Origin of the sequence: Pelolinea submarina (assembly GCF_003966975.1) — a bacterium.
In the GTDB taxonomy this organism is placed as follows: Bacteria; Chloroflexota; Anaerolineae; order Anaerolineales; family Anaerolineaceae; genus Pelolinea; species Pelolinea submarina.
The window spans coordinates 2,256,287-2,270,895 of record NZ_AP018437.1; the positions used below are offsets into that span (position 1 = coordinate 2,256,287).

Consider the following 14,609-nt stretch of genomic DNA (forward strand, 5'->3'; position numbering starts at 1 on the left):
ATGTGTCTTGGAATCCCTGGAAAGATCATTGAAATTACCACACAGGAAGGCACCCGTATGGGCAAAATTGACTTCGACGGCGTTGAGCTGGAAGTCTGCCTGGAGGCCACACCGGAAGCCAAACTGGGTGATTACGTTATTGTGCACGCCGGTTTCGCCATAAGCACCATGAGCGAATCGGAAGCCAAAGAAACACTCGACCTGTTAGCCCAAATTGAGAGCCTGCAGGAAGAAAGCGAAAGCTAAGGATCACTTATGCTCGATCGTTTTCGCGATAAAGACCTGGTGCAGGGTGCGCTGGCCGAGATCCGCAAGATCACGACGCGTCCCTGGGCTATCATGGAAATTTGCGGCGGGCAAACGCATGCCATCATGCAGTACGGCCTGAACGACCTGCTGCCCAAGCAAATCGAACTCATTCACGGCCCCGGCTGCCCGGTGTGCGTCACCTCGCTGGAATTGGTGGATAAAGCCATTGCTATCGCTTCACGCGAGAATGTCATCTTCACCTCCTACGGCGATATGCTGCGCGTACCCGGCTCCCAGCAGGACCTGTTTTCGGTCAAGGCTGCCGGCGGGGATGTGCGTGTGGTCTATTCCGCCATCGAAGCGGTGCGCATTGCCGAGAAGAACCCCGATAAGGAAGTGGTTTTCTTCGGCATCGGCTTTGAGACTACCGCCCCGGCCAACGCTATCAGCGTGGTCAAAGCAAAAAGGCAGGGCATCCGTAACTATTCCATGCTGGTTTCGCACGTGTGCGTTCCGCCTGCCATGCACGCCATCCTGGGTTCTCCCAACAACCGCGTGCAGGGTTTTCTGGCGGCTGGGCACGTTTGTGCCGTGATGGGCTACGAGGATTACAAACCTATTGCGCAGCAGTACGGCGTTCCCATGGCCGTCACCGGCTTTGAGCCGCTTGACCTGACATTGGGCATCCTGGATACGGTGCGCATGCTGGAAAAAGGCGAAGTCAAGATCGTCAATTCCTATTCCCGTGCGGTCACGCGCGAAGGAAATCGCATCGCCCAGCAGATTATTGCCGACGTCTTCGAGCCCTGCGACCGGCAGTGGCGTGGCATCGGGCTGATCCCCATGAGCGGCTGGAAACTTAAGTCCGATTACGTCGATTACGACGCGGAACTCAAATTCCAGGTGCAGGACATCCAGACTAAAGAATCCGAGGTGTGCATCTCCGGGCAGATTTTGCAGGGCTTGAAGAAACCCAATCAGTGCCCGGCTTTCGGCACGTTGTGCACTCCGCAGAATCCATTGGGCGCGACCATGGTGTCCTCCGAGGGCGCCTGCTCCGCTTACTATCGTTACGCAAGAGATTGATTATGACCGAACAAAACACTCCTAAATTTGACCAATTGCTTTGCCCACTGCCCCTGCCCTATAAAGATAAAGTGGTTATGAGCCACGGCAGCGGCGGCAGCATGACCAAGGCGTTGATTACCGAAATCTTTCAGCAGCATTTCAGCAATGCGATTCTCGACCAGGAAAATGACTTCGCAGCCCTGCCCCTTGAGGGAAAGGATATGCGCGTGGTGGTTTCCACCGACGGGCATATCGTCAGCCCCATCTTCTTCCCCGGCGGGGATATCGGCCGTTTGGCCGTGTCCGGTACGGTCAACGATGTGGCCATGTCCGGCGGGCAGGTCAAATACCTGACCGCTTCATTCATCCTGGAAGAGGGCTTTTCGTTGGCCGATTTGGAACGCATAGCACAATCCATGCAGGATGCGGCTGCCGAAGCCGGCGTCTCCATTGTGGCCGGCGATACCAAAGTAGCTGAAAAGGGCAAAGCCGACGGCATATTCATTTCCACTTCCGGCGTGGGTTTCGTGGACGCCAGTGTTCAGATCGGCGGCGCGCAAGCTAAACCCGGCGACACGGTCATCGTGTCCGGTTCCATGGGCGACCACGGTATCGCCGTGCTGGCAGCCCGCAATCAACTGGGTTTCACCACCACCATCCAATCCGACGTGGCGCCACTGAACGGCCTGATCCGGGCCGCCCTGCAGGCTGCCCCGTCCATCCACGTGCTGCGCGACCCCACGCGCGGCGGGCTGGCCACTACCCTGAACGAGATCGCCCTGCAAAGCCAGATGGACATCCACCTGGAAGAAACCGCCATCCCGGTCAAACGCGAAGTGCGCGCGGCCTGCGAAATGCTCGGTTTCGACCCGCTTTACGTTGCCAACGAAGGCAAGGTCATCGTCATCCTGCCTGAGAGACAAGCCCAGGCGGCCCTGGATGCCCTGCACGCCCATCCGTTTGGTAAAGACGCCGTAGTGATCGGGCATGTCGAAACCCCGTCCGGAAACACCCCGCGCGTCAGCATGCACACCCTCATTGGCGGTACACGCATTGTGGATATGCTCAGCGGGGAAATGCTCCCGCGTATTTGTTGATAAAATTAGATGTCAGCTTGACATTTATTTTGTAGAATTTATACTTAAACAATCACATTGAATTAGAGGTCAAATGAAAATTAACTATCAGGAAACGACATCCGATCTGCTCAAACGTATCAATATCCACGATCAGTTTGGGGGCAGGAACATCGATGAATGGATGCTGGAACTGCTGCAGTTGAAACCCGGTATGAAAATTCTGGATGCCGCATGCGGAGCCGGCAAGCAGTGCATTTCCTTTTACAACGAGCTGAAGGGCGATTGCGACATCACCGGCGGCGACGTCTCCGAAGAACTGCTGACCAAAGCCAAACAGGAAACCGCCGATAAGGGTTACGATATACAATTCATTCCGCTGAACTTCAACGAGCGTTTCCCCTTTGAAGACAATACCTTCGATCTGCTTTCCTGCTGTTTCGCCATCTACTACTCAGAAGATATTCCCTTCACCATCCGTGAAATGCATCGTGTGTTGAAACCCGGCGGGCGCCTGTTCACCGACGGCCCCATGCCCCAGAACAAAAAGGTTTTCTACGACATCATCCGTGAAGCCACCAACAATAAGGAAATTCCGCCCATGCCCGGCAGCTCCCGCTATGAGAGCGGTATTCTGAGCGCCATGCGTGATACCTTCAGCAAGGTGGATGTAAATATTTTCGAGAATCCACTAACTTTCAAGACTGCGGCGCCTTTTATCGAATACACCGCCGCTTCCCTTTCGGAAGACCGCAAACTGTGGCACGATTTCTTCACCGGCAAGGAAGGCTTTGAGGAGATCATGAAGGACATCACCAATGTCGCGGAAGCATGGGTCAAGCGCGACGGCCAGATTGTTATGACCAAGGTGGTCGGCGGCTTTGTTGCCACCAAGTAAACCCATGGATAATAACCTATTCCTGCACGGTAAAAAGGTCATTTTCATCGGAGCGCATCCCGATGATATCGAGCTGGGCTGCGGCGCATTAATCGCCAACATCCAGTCCAAGACCGACGTGCACTGTGTCACTTTGTCCGATAACCAGAAGAATCCCCTGCTGACCAATCTGGTGGAAGAGCATTACAACAGCATGTCCATCCTGGGGCTGAAACGTGAACAAGTCATTTTAGGTCAATTTGAAACCCGCCGCTTCCCTGAGCAGCGCCAGGACATCCTGGAATTTATGCTGGCCCTGCGCAAGGATTTACAGCCCGATATGGTCTTCGTACATACCGCGGCCGACCTGCACCAGGACCACGGTACCATCACGCAGGAAGCCCTGCGCGCGTTCCGCGGTATTTCCGTTTTCGGCTACGACGTCATCCGCAGCAGCCACGGCTTTTTCCCCACCTTTCTGCTGGAGGTCCAGTCCGAAGATGTGGAAAAGAAAATCCAGTCTTTGGCTGCTTATAAAACTTACCAGGACAAGTACTATTTCAGCCCGGAACTGACCCGCTCCATCCTGATCCGCAACGGCGCCATTTGCGAACGGCCCTTCGCGGAAGGTTTCGACATGATGCGTTTGGTGGGTGCTTTTCAGGGAATTAAATAGAATTTCCCAAAAGACATAAATAAAAACCGCTCACTGAGCTTGTCGATTGCAAAGCATCCCCTCGGGGGAAGTGGCGGTTTTTTTGTTTTAAATCACACGATTGATTGTTTTGTTTATTCAACTAAATCGTCGTGGGCTTCTTCCATCTCGTAAGCCGCCGCCTTGGCTACTTTTAGCGACAGCAGCGCGCACTTCAGGCGTACCGGGCTGAGCTCGATACCCAGCAGGTCCAGGATGTCCTGCTTGCTCAGTTGTTTGACGTCCTCGATGGTCTTGCCAATCAGAGTCTCCAGCAGCATATCGGCCGACGCCATGGAAATGGCGCAGCCGTGCCCGTCAAATTTGGCGTCCGTTATGACACCTTTATCATCCGTCTTCAACTCAATGTGCAGGTGATCCCCGCACAGAGGGTTTTCGTCTTCGAATTCGTAATCGCTGGACTCCAGCTTGCCTTTGTAAGCCGGGTTTTTATAATGGTCCAGAATTATTTCTCGGTAAAAATCGTCCATAGTAACTTCCTATGCGAATATTTCAATTACTTTATCCAACCCCTTGCGCAGGGCGTCCAGGTCGGCCTTGGTATTGTACAAATACAGGCTGGCGCGCGTTGTCGCAGGGATATTAAAACGCTGGTGCAGCGGCATGGCGCAGTGATGGCCCGCGCGTACCGCGATGCCTTCGCTGTCCAGAATTTGAGCCACGTCATGCGGGTGAATCCCTTCCAACGTGAAAGAAATCACACCACCCCGTACGTCCGCTCCGGGGCCAATGATTCGCAGTCCCTTGACATCTGCAAGCACATTGAAGGCGTATTGGGTAAGTTCCTGTTCGTGGGCGAAAACAGCATCCATCCCCACGCTTTCCAGATAATCCACCGCCGCGCCCATGCCAATTCCTTCGGCAATGGCCGGCGTTCCGGCTTCAAATTTATAGGGCACATCGTTGGTGCTGAAGCCTTCAAAGGTGACCTTTTTGATCATGTCCCCACCGCCCATGAAAGGCGGCATGGCATTCAACAAATCCATTTTGCCATACAGCACACCGATGCCGGTCGGGCCGCACATCTTATGGCCGGAGAAGGCATAGAAATCCGGCTCCAGGTCGGTTAGATTGACGCCAAAGTGCGGAACTGCCTGGGCGCCGTCTATTACGACCACCGCGCCGGCTCTATGTGCATCTTGAATCATTTCTTTAGCCGGGTTGATGGTTCCCAATACATTCGACATATGCGTAAAGGACACCAACCGGGGTTTCTTTTCCAGTAAATCATGGTAATGCCGCATATCCAATGTACCGTCGTCCCGCACGCGTACAAATTCGATGCGGAGTTCTTTTTCCTCCGCCAGCATGTACCAGGGCACCAGATTGGAGTGATGTTCCATTTCCGTTAATACAACCAGGTCGCCTTTATTCAGGAATTTACGTCCCCAGGTATAGGCAATCAGGTTGATCGATTCGGTGGTGTTGCGGGTGAATATCAATTGCCGCGCGTCTGCCACGCCAATAAATCGCGCGGTCTTCGTGCGCGCATTTTCGTACGCTTCTGTGGCTGCTTCAGCCAGCGCGTGTATGCCGCGGTGGATATTGGCATTGGTATGCTCGTAGAAAGCGTTCATGCTTTGGATAACCGCCAGTGGTTTTTGTGCCGTGGCGGCTGAATCCAAGTACACCAGACGTTTGTCCTGGTGAACAGGTTGTTTAAGAATAGGAAATTGACCTGCAATTTCATTGTTAGAAATGACTGAGTTCATAATCCTGCTTTTAGGAATTATTTTTTAACAGCGCCTTTTTGGCGCAGCTGTGATGAAGCTTGGGGAAACCATAGAATATGATCCGGCACCATCCAGCCATCTGTTAAATATACTTCCGATTGAAATTGAACGGCAATCAGCTTGCCGTCTATTTGTACGACTGTGCCCCTAAGCCAACCCTTTATTCGTTGATCGCCTTTCTCGTGATCGCAAAAAGCTTCAACCGTATCTCCGACCTGATAACTCTCGGATAAATCTGGGGGACGCATGAAAGGGACTGCTGCCATATTTTTCTTTTCTCCTGGTGCTAATTAATCAATGGATTTTAGCATAAAGCAATTAATAAATCAAAAAACGCTTATTTTAACGCTTCCTGAATAATTTCCTTCAATGCTTTATCTTTCATCCGGTTGGATGCAGCTTCCAGGAACCCGCTGACAATCAATTCCTCTGCGTCTGCCGGGCCAATTCCGCGGCTTTCCAAAAAGAACATCTGCTCTGGATCGACACTGCTTAAGGTAACCGCATGCGAACAACGCACATCGTCCGCAATGATCTCCAATCCGGGAATGGATTCGGCATGCGAGGCTTCATCCAGCAGCAAGTTCCTGTTGATTTGGAATCCATCCGCCCCTTTAGTGCCAGCTGCCACGTATACATTCCCTTTCCATAACGAATAAGCGCTGCCATCCAGCACGCCATTGAATAACAGGTCGCTGGTTGTATGCGAGGCATTATGGTTCTGGTGTGTATCGTAGATGTACACCTGGTCATTTTGAGGGGTATAGATTCCTGTAATAGACACCTGGCTTCCGTCGCCCTGCATCACCGCGGTCAGAATGTGTTTGTTGACCGCGCTGCCCGTGTCCAGCACGAACTGGTCCAGGCTTGCGCCTGCCGCTAAACGGCTGGCTTCGTTGACGAATGTCCAAACTGCGCGGCTGTATTGCTGCGTTTCCAACAGATGCAGGCTGGCATCCTCGCGGATATCCAAAGCCAACGCCAGGCTGGCGATGGCGGACTTTAGGCCGCCTGTTGCGCTTTTCTGCCGGATAACGATGGATGTTTCCGCTTGTTCATCCAGGATGATCCACGCGTTCGTGGGGAAAACAACATTTTCCTTTTCATTTTGGATCAGGATTTCCACGGGTCTATTCAATTGAACGCCCTTCGGGACATACAACAGGAAACCATGGAAGCTGGCTGCCGTACTAAACACGGTCAGTTTATCCTCGCTGCCCAGGTCTGCCAGAGTCAGGCTGTCTTCCAGAAGTTTTGCATGCTTACTTGCAGCTTCCTCCAGCGTACACACAACCAGCCCTTGTTTGGCTGCCTCCGAGCTGACCTGGAACTTAATCTCGGATTCAGTGATGGTCACCAGTGCGCTCAGCGCTTTATTTTCGGCATCCAATATACCGGTTGTAACCTTGGGAGCGCCAACCGGTCCATACGCCTCGGAAATTTCCAGTTCAGCAAAATGGCTCCAGGATTTATCCTTATGGCTTGGCACCGGTAATTGTTGGAAACTCTTTCCCGCCTGAGCGCGCAACCTGCTCAACCAGTCAACATCATTTCCGGCAGCCTGATTACTCAGGTTGGATTCCACCACACGGTCCAATGTCGCAAAGAATTGGTTCAATTTTTCTTCTGCCATGACTAACCCACCGATCCTTCCATTTGAAGTTGGATCAGGCGGTTCATTTCCACCGCATATTCCATGGGTAATTCTTTGACCAGCGGTTCGATGAATCCGGACACAACCATAGTGGTAGCTTCCTCGTCGGAGAGTCCGCGGCTCTTCAGGTAAAACAGCTGCGCCTCACTGACTTTGGAGACGGATGCTTCATGCCCGATGGACACCCGGTTTTCCGCGCTATCGATGACCGGATAAGTATCCGAACGAGATTGCGCATCAAGAATAAGCGCGTCGCAGGACACGCTGGAACGCGAGTTGACGGCACCTTTCTTCACCTTTAACAATCCTCTGAAAGATGAACGGCCGCCATCCTTGGAAATCGATTTGGAAGTGATCTTGCTGGATGTGTTGGCTGCCAGGTGGATCATTTTTCCGCCCGCGTCCTGAATCTGCCCTTCTCCCGCGAATGCCATGGATAGGATTTCGCCATGCGCGCCGGGTTCCAGCAATATGCAGGATGGGTACTTCATGGTCGTCTTGGATCCCAGGTTGGAGTCCACCCACTCCATCGTGCCTTTTTCATAGACCATCGCGCGCTGCGTCACCAGGTTGTAAACATTGGTGGACCAGTTTTGAATGGTTGTATAGCGCACGCGTGCGTTCTTTTTCACAAAAATTTCAATCACACCGCTGTGGAAAGAATCGCGCGAATACTGCGGCGCGGTACAGCCTTCCACGTAGTGCACCTGCGAACCTTCATCCGCAATGATGATGCTGCGTTCGAACTGCCCGATGCTGGCCATATTTAAGCGGAAATAAGCCTGCAAAGGGAGATCCACTTTGACGCCTTTTGGCACGTACACGAACGATCCGCCCGACCAAACCGCGCTGTTCAAAGCCGCAAATTTGTTATCACTGGGCGGCACAGCCTTGCCGAAATGTTCACGAAATAAATCCGGGTGCTGGCGTAGTCCTTCTTCGATGCTCAGGAAGATTACGCCCTGCTCCTCCAGTTGTTTTTGGATGCTGTGATAGACCATTTCCGATTCATATTGGGCGCCCACACCGGCCAGGAATTTCTGTTCGGCTTCGGGAATACCCAGACGATCAAAAGTGTTTTTGATGTCATCAGGAACCTCATCCCAGGTCTTTCCCTGTTCATCGGTTGGACGCACATAATAGTACAGGTCGTCCAGATCAAGCTTGCTTAGATCCGGGCCCCATTTCTGCATGGGCATCCGCTGGAATTGTTCCAGGGCTTTCAACCGGAATCCCAGCATCCATTCCGGTTCATGCTTCATCGCCGAGATCTGCCGTACGATATCCGCGCTCAATCCTTTTTGCGACTTAAATACATAATTTTCAGGGTCTTTGAACCCGTATTTCTCTGTATTTAATTCGCGCAACATTTCATTTGAATTTGCTTTTTCCATGCTGGTGCCTTGTGATTAGGTTCTTGGCTATTCTCAGGCTGCGTCGGTGGATTTTATCCACTCATAGCCTTCTTTTTCGAGCTTGAGCGCCAAATCGGGTCCACCGCTCATCAGAATTTTGCCGTCAACCATCACGTGCACAACATCCGGCTTCAGGTAATTCAACATGCGTTGGTAATGTGTAATTACTAAAATGCCCAGGGCATTACTTTTCAAACTTTCGATTCCTTCGGAAACGATGCGCAGCGCATCAATATCCAATCCGGAATCTGTTTCATCCAATATCGCCATGGTCGGCTGCAGCATGGCCATTTGCAGGATTTCCACGCGTTTCTTTTCACCGCCTGAAAACCCTTCGTTCAGGTATCTGCCTGCCATGGCGTGATCCATTTTCAGAAAATCCATTTTCTCAGTCAGCAGCTTGCGGAATTCGGGAATGGGAACACCTTTATCATCCGGGTTCTTGGCTTTGCGGTGCGCGTTCATGGCAGTCCGCAAAAAGTTAGCTACCGTTACACCCGGAATCGCAACAGGGTATTGGAATGCCAGGAACAGGCCCAGGCGTGAACGTTCTTCCGTTGCCATACCGATTAAATCTACCCCGCCCAGCGTAATCTGGCCGCTTTCAATTTCGTATTTTGGATGCCCCATCAGGGTATATGCAAGTGTGGATTTACCGGTCCCGTTAGGACCCATTATGGCATGTACTTCTCCCTGAGGAACTTCCAGGTTGATGCCATTCAATATTTGCTGGTTTTCGACCTTTACGAACAGGTCGCTGATTTGTAAACTTGCCATTTGGCAGCTCTGCTCCAATTTTCTTAATTTCAGTCATAAAATTCTGTTTATTTATGCACCGCACTGAGTATACCATGAGCACCACTTATGGTCAATATTTATTATAATAATCATTAATATTGACATTTCCCCCCGCTATGATATACTTGTGAAAAATATCATAAAAAGTAAAAATATATGAAAAGCACTCGCGAAAAAGTCCTTCAAACATTAGCCAGCAATCCGCGGTCAACTATCGTTGAAATCGCTGATTCTGTCGGCATCAATGCCATTTCCGTACGGCATCACCTCACCAGCCTGCAGGCTTCCAGCCTGGTTACGGCAGAGGAAGAACGCCACGGTGTTGGACGGCCCAGATTGGTATATTTCCTCACTGAAAAGGGTATGGAGAAATTCCCCACCCGCTATTTCCGCCTGACCAACCACTTATTGGGCGAGATCAAGGAAACGCTTTCGGAAGAAGAAGTCCGAAATATTTTCAAAAAAATGGCCGGTCACATTTCAGAAGAATACCAACCTGTACTGAAAGACCTTAATGCGGAAGAAAAATTAGATCTACTTAAGGAAGTGATGGCCCAGGAAGGTTATGAACTGACTTGGGAGAAAAGCGGAAGTGCTTATGCCATCAGCGAGGTTTCTTGTCCTTTCTATCAGATTGGGCGGGAACATCCTGAAATTTGTCTCTTCGATAAATCCCTGGTTTCAAATATGCTGGGTATCCCCGAGTCTAAAGTGCGACACACAAAAAAAGGGGAAAGCCACTGTTCTTTCGTTATTGAAAGTTCCGATATAAAATGAGCGATACTCCCAGCAATGTCCCTCACTGGGACGCGGAAGACACGCATCCTGAATTATGCGATAAATTGCGGGACGTATTTCGCGAAGTACGCGATCCCGAAATCGGTATGGATTTGATCCAGCTCGGTTTGGTGCGCAATGTAACCATTGTCGACGGTAAGCTGAAGATCGATATGATCCTGACCACCCCCTACTGCCCCTACGCTCCCATGTTGATGGAATCCGCCCGTAAAAAAGCAGAAGCGGTCGCTGAAATGCCGGCCGAAGTTGCTTACGGGAAAGAAGTCTGGGACCAATCCATGATGGAGGACGGGACCTCTTTTGATTGGGGCCTTTTCTGAAAGTCCGATCCACCATAACCCAACCCTGGAGTAAATCATGATATTCATCGAATGGCCCGATACCGATGCCTATTTCAATCTGGCAGCGGAGGAATATATTTTCCAACAACTCGATAAAAATCAGGACTACGCCCTGCTCTGGCAAAATCGCAACGCAGTCATCGTTGGGAAGCACCAGAATACCATCGAAGAAATCAACCAGGATTTCGTCGAGGAACATGATATCCAGGTTGTCCGGCGTCAATCCGGCGGCGGTGCGGTTTATCACGATCTGGGTAATTTAAATTACACCTTTATCATCAACACCCAAACCTCTCTTTACGACTTCAAAGAACTTTCTTTACCCATCGTCCATGCTCTGCAGCGTCTTGGCGCCCAGGTGGAATTCACCGGCCGCAACGATCTGGTGCTGGACGGGAAGAAAATATCCGGCGCTGCCCAGATGATCAAGCAGGGCCGCCTGCTGCATCACGGCACCCTGCTGTTCCATTCCAATTTGGAAATGCTGGGGAAGGTACTGGTGGCTAAACCTGCCAAGATTGAGTCCAAAGGGATTAAATCCGTGCGCAGCCGCGTGACCAACATGCGCGACTACGTTCCCGACATCAGCATCGATCAGTTCAAATCCACGTTTGTACAGACGCTGGCGGAAGAACATGACATCACTCGTTACGAGTTGAGTGCTGCCGACCGGGCTGCCATTTCGGCTCTGGCAGCCGAGAAATACAGCACCTGGGATTGGAACTACGGCCAATCACCCGAATATGACGTCAAGAAAGAATACCGCTTCGATGGCGGCGGTCTGAGCATCTACCTGAAGGTCAACAAAGGCGTCATTCAATCCGTACGTATTTTCGGCGACTACTTCGGCGCCGGTGAGATCAGCGATGTGGAAGAACGCCTGCAATCCGTCACCATCCGCGAGGACGCGGTCAAAGCCGCCCTATCCGGCCTGGAGATCAATGATTACATCCATGGCCTGGATTTGGACACTCTGGCGCATTTTATCGCGGTATAAATCCACACATCCCTGAAAATACTGGCTCTTTATAACAAAAATGCGCATTAATATCTATGCGCATTTTTCAACTCTGACCCATCCCCTTTATAGCGGTAAAGATGAGGCTTTATGGTGATTCTTTGATGGAATAAACCATGACCTTATCCACCCGCCGGCCGTCCATGTCGACCACTTCGAAACGATAATCTCCCCAATCAAAGTAATCACCGCTCGTCGGAATACGCCCTAACTGCGACATAATCAAGCCACTTAATGTTTCGTAGTCGCCTTCTTCTTCATCCGGCAGCTCACTGATATTTAGATGTTCTTTTACTTCATCGAAATGGATCATGCCATCAAACAACCACGACCCGTCCTCGCGTTGGATGGCATCTTTTTCCTGTACTCCGGTCGGTTCGGCAACATCTCCCACAATGGCTTCGATAATGTCATTCATGCTGACTACGCCTAAAACGCCGCCGTATTCATCAATAATGACTGCCAATTCAATACCGGTAGTGCGTAAATCCTGTAAAACATCCAGCGCGGATGTGGATTCGGGGATGAATAATGGCTTTTCCATGACTGCCTGGATGTCATATTTTTCACCCTCAATGCGCTGCAGCAGTAAATCGCGGGATTGGACAATTCCTATTACATTGTCCGGCGAATCCTGGATAACAGGGAATCGGGAAAAAAGATGTTCGGTAATCTTTTGCTGAATTTCTTCATAAGGCGCATCGATATCCAAAAAGATGGTTTCTGTCCTGGGTGTCATGAAGGCATTGATATTCCTGTCTCCCAGACGGAAGATTCCTTCCACCATATCCTGTTCAGTTTCTTCAAAGATTCCGCTGATGGTTCCCTGATCCAAAATACTCTTCAGGTCTTCCTCAGTTACATCATCCCCGCTGATATTTCGCACGCCTAAAATGCGTAGAATTAAATCTGTCGATCCGCTCAACAACGCTACAATGGGCGTTGTTATTTTTGAAATGGCTTGCATAAGCCCTGAAATAGCCGCGGCAATCTTTTCAGCATTGCTCAAGGCTAATCGCTTGGGTACCAATTCTCCAAAGACCAGGGACAGATAAGTAATTACCAAAACGACAATCGCAACCCCAATTCCTTCACTGTATGGAGCCAACTGCGGTATTTTGGCAATCTCTAGGCCGATTTCCTCAGAAATCGTTGCACCGCCAAACGCACCGCTTAGAATTCCAATTAATGTGATTCCTATCTGAACGGTTGAAAGAAAGCGGTTGGGATTATCCGCCAACTCCAACGCTTTTATCGCCCCTTTATTCCCCTTTTCAGCTTCTTGTTCCAACCGGTACTTTCTCGCAGACACAACTGCCATTTCTGACATGGAAAAAATGCCGTTTAAAAAGATCAGAAAAATGATAATGATTATCTCAGGAGCCATCGTCCTCTTTCTTGCATTGCTTCTTATGATTACTATAGACTGTTTTTATCAAATTGTGGGCGTAGAATTGAATCTGGTTTTAATCCAAAAATTCTGGTCGGTTTAATCGTAAATAGGTTTTGTCATTCGTCATTTAATATCCAAAGATTTATATGAAGTATATCTGATTTATGATACCCCAAATTCCGTTTCTATCGGGCTGATCTTTTAATAAACGCAGCTTTCAAAGATGGTTTGCCGTATAGCGGTTAATCAATTATTATAAAAAAAGAACCCCGGTGTTGGGGTTCTTCGCTTTACTAAATGATTCCGACTTCTTTGCCGACTTTTTTGAAGGTGTCCAACACCTGGTCCATTTGCGAGTCGGTATGGGAAGCCATATAGCTGGTACGCAGCAGCTGCATGCCTTGCGGCACTGCCGGAGAAACTACCGGATTCACAAACACGCCGTTTTCAAATAGCCGCTTCCAAGTCAGGAAGGTGCGCTCGTCATCCCCAATGATGACCGGTACGATCGGGGTTACCGAATTACCGACGTTAAATCCCATACCGCGTAATTCATCACTGATGCGCTTGCCGATCTGATTGACGCGGTCGGCCAGTTCCGGCTCTTCACGAATGACGTGCAGCGCCGCTAAAGCTGCGGCTGCATTCGCTGCCGGAATGCTTGCGCTGAAAATCAGTGAGCGGGCATTGTGCTTGACAAAATGGATGACTTCGTCGTCGCCAGCCACAAAACCGCCCAGGGACGCAAAAGATTTACTGAAGGTAGACATAATCAAATCCACCTGATCGGTCATGCCAAACTGGGCCGCCGTACCGCGGCCGCGTCCGGTTACGCCCATACCGTGCGCGTCGTCCACCATGATGCGCGCGCCGTATTTCTGCGCGATAGGATAGATAGCCGGCAAATCGGCCAGATCGCCGCCCATGCTGAACACACCGTCCACCACAATCAGCTTGCCAACGTTTTCTGGCAAGGATTTCAACACACGTTCCAGGTGTTCCACGTCATTGTGGCGGAAGCGTTCAATCTTGCCATAGCCCAAGCGAGCGCCATCCACAATGCTGGCATGATCGTCTTTATCCAGGATGACGACATCATCACGCGAGATCAACGCGCTGATGGTACCCAGGTTGACCTGCATGCCGGTTGAGAAGATCAGTGCTTCTTCCTTACCAACAAAGTCGGCCAGTTCGCGTTCCAATTGTTCATGCATAGCCAGTGTACCGTTCAAGAAACGCGATCCGGTGCAGGAGGTCCCGTAACGGCTGATGGCTTGTTGGGCGGCCTCTTTCACTTTCGGATGCGTGGTCAAACCCAGATAATTGTTGGAACCGCACATGATCAGGCGTTGTCCCTTATATTCGACCTCGGTGCCTTCATTTTCATCCAAAGGAATAAAATACGGGTAAGAGCCGCTTTCCATAGCTTCCCGTGCTTGCGTATAATTACGACATTTTTCAAAGATATCCATGA

The 14,609-nt window shown here is 50.5% G+C and carries 16 protein-coding genes; 8 read left to right on the top strand and 8 right to left on the bottom strand.

Translation table 11 applies throughout. The features are described 5' to 3' along the window. The 5 genes from Pelsub_RS09970 (at nt 1) to Pelsub_RS09990 (ending at nt 3,946) form a co-directional block, all read left to right on the top strand. Nucleotides 1-246, top strand: coding sequence for a HypC/HybG/HupF family hydrogenase formation chaperone (locus Pelsub_RS09970; protein ID WP_116223887.1), 246 nt, complete (start codon nt 1-3; stop codon nt 244-246). A gap of 9 nt (nt 247-255) precedes the next feature. Continuing rightward, nucleotides 256-1,335 (top strand): hydrogenase formation protein HypD, encoded by a 1,080-nt coding sequence (hypD, locus tag Pelsub_RS09975; RefSeq protein ID WP_116223886.1) that lies wholly within the window; start codon nt 256-258, stop codon nt 1,333-1,335. A 2-nt stretch (nt 1,336-1,337) separates the two neighbouring features. After that, nucleotides 1,338-2,414 (top strand): hydrogenase expression/formation protein HypE, encoded by a 1,077-nt coding sequence (hypE, locus tag Pelsub_RS09980; protein WP_116223885.1) that lies wholly within the window; start codon nt 1,338-1,340, stop codon nt 2,412-2,414. Nucleotides 2,415-2,487: 73 nt separating this feature from the next. Beyond that, the gene (locus Pelsub_RS09985) at nt 2,488-3,291 is read left to right on the top strand and encodes a class I SAM-dependent methyltransferase (RefSeq protein WP_116223884.1); all 804 of its coding nucleotides are present in this window, start codon (nt 2,488-2,490) and stop codon (nt 3,289-3,291) included. Nucleotides 3,292-3,295: 4 nt separating this feature from the next. Beyond that, a complete protein-coding gene (locus Pelsub_RS09990; RefSeq protein ID WP_116223883.1) occupies nt 3,296-3,946 on the top strand; it encodes a PIG-L deacetylase family protein in 651 nt (216 codons plus the stop codon). Nucleotides 3,947-4,059: 113 nt separating this feature from the next. On the opposite strand, the gene sufU is transcribed toward Pelsub_RS09990, so the two are convergent. From sufU to sufC, 6 genes are all read right to left on the bottom strand, one after another. Beyond that, nucleotides 4,060-4,455, bottom strand: a complete 396-nt coding sequence (sufU, locus tag Pelsub_RS09995) for a Fe-S cluster assembly sulfur transfer protein SufU (RefSeq protein WP_116223882.1) — start codon at nt 4,453-4,455, stop codon at nt 4,060-4,062. Between the two features lie 9 nt (nt 4,456-4,464). Beyond that, nucleotides 4,465-5,697 carry a cysteine desulfurase gene (locus Pelsub_RS10000; protein ID WP_116223881.1) on the bottom strand — a complete coding sequence of 411 codons (1,233 nt, stop codon included), beginning with the start codon at nt 5,695-5,697 and terminating at the stop codon, nt 4,465-4,467. A 17-nt stretch (nt 5,698-5,714) separates the two neighbouring features. Beyond that, nucleotides 5,715-5,984, bottom strand: a complete 270-nt coding sequence (locus Pelsub_RS10005; protein ID WP_116223880.1) for a KOW domain-containing RNA-binding protein — start codon at nt 5,982-5,984, stop codon at nt 5,715-5,717. Nucleotides 5,985-6,055: 71 nt separating this feature from the next. Continuing rightward, nucleotides 6,056-7,351, bottom strand: coding sequence for a SufB/SufD family protein (locus tag Pelsub_RS10010; protein ID WP_116223879.1), 1,296 nt, complete (start codon nt 7,349-7,351; stop codon nt 6,056-6,058). A gap of 2 nt (nt 7,352-7,353) precedes the next feature. Continuing rightward, complete coding sequence (gene sufB / locus Pelsub_RS10015; protein ID WP_116223878.1) at nt 7,354-8,766, bottom strand: Fe-S cluster assembly protein SufB; 1,413 nt, start codon at nt 8,764-8,766, stop codon at nt 7,354-7,356. Nucleotides 8,767-8,799: 33 nt separating this feature from the next. Further along, nucleotides 8,800-9,564 carry a Fe-S cluster assembly ATPase SufC gene (gene sufC / locus Pelsub_RS10020; RefSeq protein ID WP_116223877.1) on the bottom strand — a complete coding sequence of 255 codons (765 nt, stop codon included), beginning with the start codon at nt 9,562-9,564 and terminating at the stop codon, nt 8,800-8,802. A gap of 177 nt (nt 9,565-9,741) precedes the next feature. Here sufC and Pelsub_RS10025 point away from each other — a divergent pair, with 177 nt between their 5' ends. Genes Pelsub_RS10025 through Pelsub_RS10035 form a run of 3 tightly spaced genes read left to right on the top strand, consistent with a single transcriptional unit; the run spans nt 9,742 to nt 11,721 of the window. Beyond that, nucleotides 9,742-10,362, top strand: coding sequence for a helix-turn-helix transcriptional regulator (locus Pelsub_RS10025; protein ID WP_116223876.1), 621 nt, complete (start codon nt 9,742-9,744; stop codon nt 10,360-10,362). Beyond that, nucleotides 10,359-10,703: a metal-sulfur cluster assembly factor gene (locus Pelsub_RS10030; RefSeq protein ID WP_116223875.1), complete on the top strand. Its 345-nt coding sequence runs from the start codon at nt 10,359-10,361 to the stop codon at nt 10,701-10,703. The genes Pelsub_RS10025 and Pelsub_RS10030 overlap by 4 nt, the downstream gene beginning before the upstream one ends. A gap of 37 nt (nt 10,704-10,740) precedes the next feature. Then, nucleotides 10,741-11,721, top strand: coding sequence for a lipoate--protein ligase (locus tag Pelsub_RS10035; RefSeq protein ID WP_116223874.1), 981 nt, complete (start codon nt 10,741-10,743; stop codon nt 11,719-11,721). A gap of 109 nt (nt 11,722-11,830) precedes the next feature. On the opposite strand, the gene Pelsub_RS10040 is transcribed toward Pelsub_RS10035, so the two are convergent. Both Pelsub_RS10040 and Pelsub_RS10045 read right to left on the bottom strand, forming a co-directional pair. After that, nucleotides 11,831-13,129: a hemolysin family protein gene (locus Pelsub_RS10040; RefSeq protein ID WP_116223873.1), complete on the bottom strand. Its 1,299-nt coding sequence runs from the start codon at nt 13,127-13,129 to the stop codon at nt 11,831-11,833. A 299-nt stretch (nt 13,130-13,428) separates the two neighbouring features. Next, nucleotides 13,429-14,607, bottom strand: a complete 1,179-nt coding sequence (locus Pelsub_RS10045; protein WP_116223872.1) for an aminotransferase class I/II-fold pyridoxal phosphate-dependent enzyme — start codon at nt 14,605-14,607, stop codon at nt 13,429-13,431. Between the last annotated feature and the right edge of the window lie 2 nt (nt 14,608-14,609).

Excerpts from the sequence above, each read along its gene's own strand:
- Pelsub_RS09970 (WP_116223887.1), top strand. The coding sequence starts at position 1 with ATGTGTCTTGGAATCCCTGGAAAGATCATTGAAATTACCACACAGGAA.
- hypD (WP_116223886.1), top strand. The coding sequence starts at position 256 with ATGCTCGATCGTTTTCGCGATAAAGACCTGGTGCAGGGTGCGCTGGCC.
- hypE (WP_116223885.1), top strand. The coding sequence starts at position 1,338 with ATGACCGAACAAAACACTCCTAAATTTGACCAATTGCTTTGCCCACTG.
- Pelsub_RS09985 (WP_116223884.1), top strand. The coding sequence starts at position 2,488 with ATGAAAATTAACTATCAGGAAACGACATCCGATCTGCTCAAACGTATC.
- Pelsub_RS09990 (WP_116223883.1), top strand. The coding sequence starts at position 3,296 with ATGGATAATAACCTATTCCTGCACGGTAAAAAGGTCATTTTCATCGGA.
- sufU (WP_116223882.1), bottom strand. The coding sequence starts at position 4,455 with ATGGACGATTTTTACCGAGAAATAATTCTGGACCATTATAAAAACCCG.
- Pelsub_RS10000 (WP_116223881.1), bottom strand. The coding sequence starts at position 5,697 with ATGAACTCAGTCATTTCTAACAATGAAATTGCAGGTCAATTTCCTATT.
- Pelsub_RS10005 (WP_116223880.1), bottom strand. The coding sequence starts at position 5,984 with ATGGCAGCAGTCCCTTTCATGCGTCCCCCAGATTTATCCGAGAGTTAT.
- Pelsub_RS10010 (WP_116223879.1), bottom strand. The coding sequence starts at position 7,351 with ATGGCAGAAGAAAAATTGAACCAATTCTTTGCGACATTGGACCGTGTG.
- sufB (WP_116223878.1), bottom strand. The coding sequence starts at position 8,766 with ATGGAAAAAGCAAATTCAAATGAAATGTTGCGCGAATTAAATACAGAG.
- sufC (WP_116223877.1), bottom strand. The coding sequence starts at position 9,564 with ATGGCAAGTTTACAAATCAGCGACCTGTTCGTAAAGGTCGAAAACCAG.
- Pelsub_RS10025 (WP_116223876.1), top strand. The coding sequence starts at position 9,742 with ATGAAAAGCACTCGCGAAAAAGTCCTTCAAACATTAGCCAGCAATCCG.
- Pelsub_RS10030 (WP_116223875.1), top strand. The coding sequence starts at position 10,359 with ATGAGCGATACTCCCAGCAATGTCCCTCACTGGGACGCGGAAGACACG.
- Pelsub_RS10035 (WP_116223874.1), top strand. The coding sequence starts at position 10,741 with ATGATATTCATCGAATGGCCCGATACCGATGCCTATTTCAATCTGGCA.
- Pelsub_RS10040 (WP_116223873.1), bottom strand. The coding sequence starts at position 13,129 with ATGGCTCCTGAGATAATCATTATCATTTTTCTGATCTTTTTAAACGGC.
- Pelsub_RS10045 (WP_116223872.1), bottom strand. The coding sequence starts at position 14,607 with ATGGATATCTTTGAAAAATGTCGTAATTATACGCAAGCACGGGAAGCT.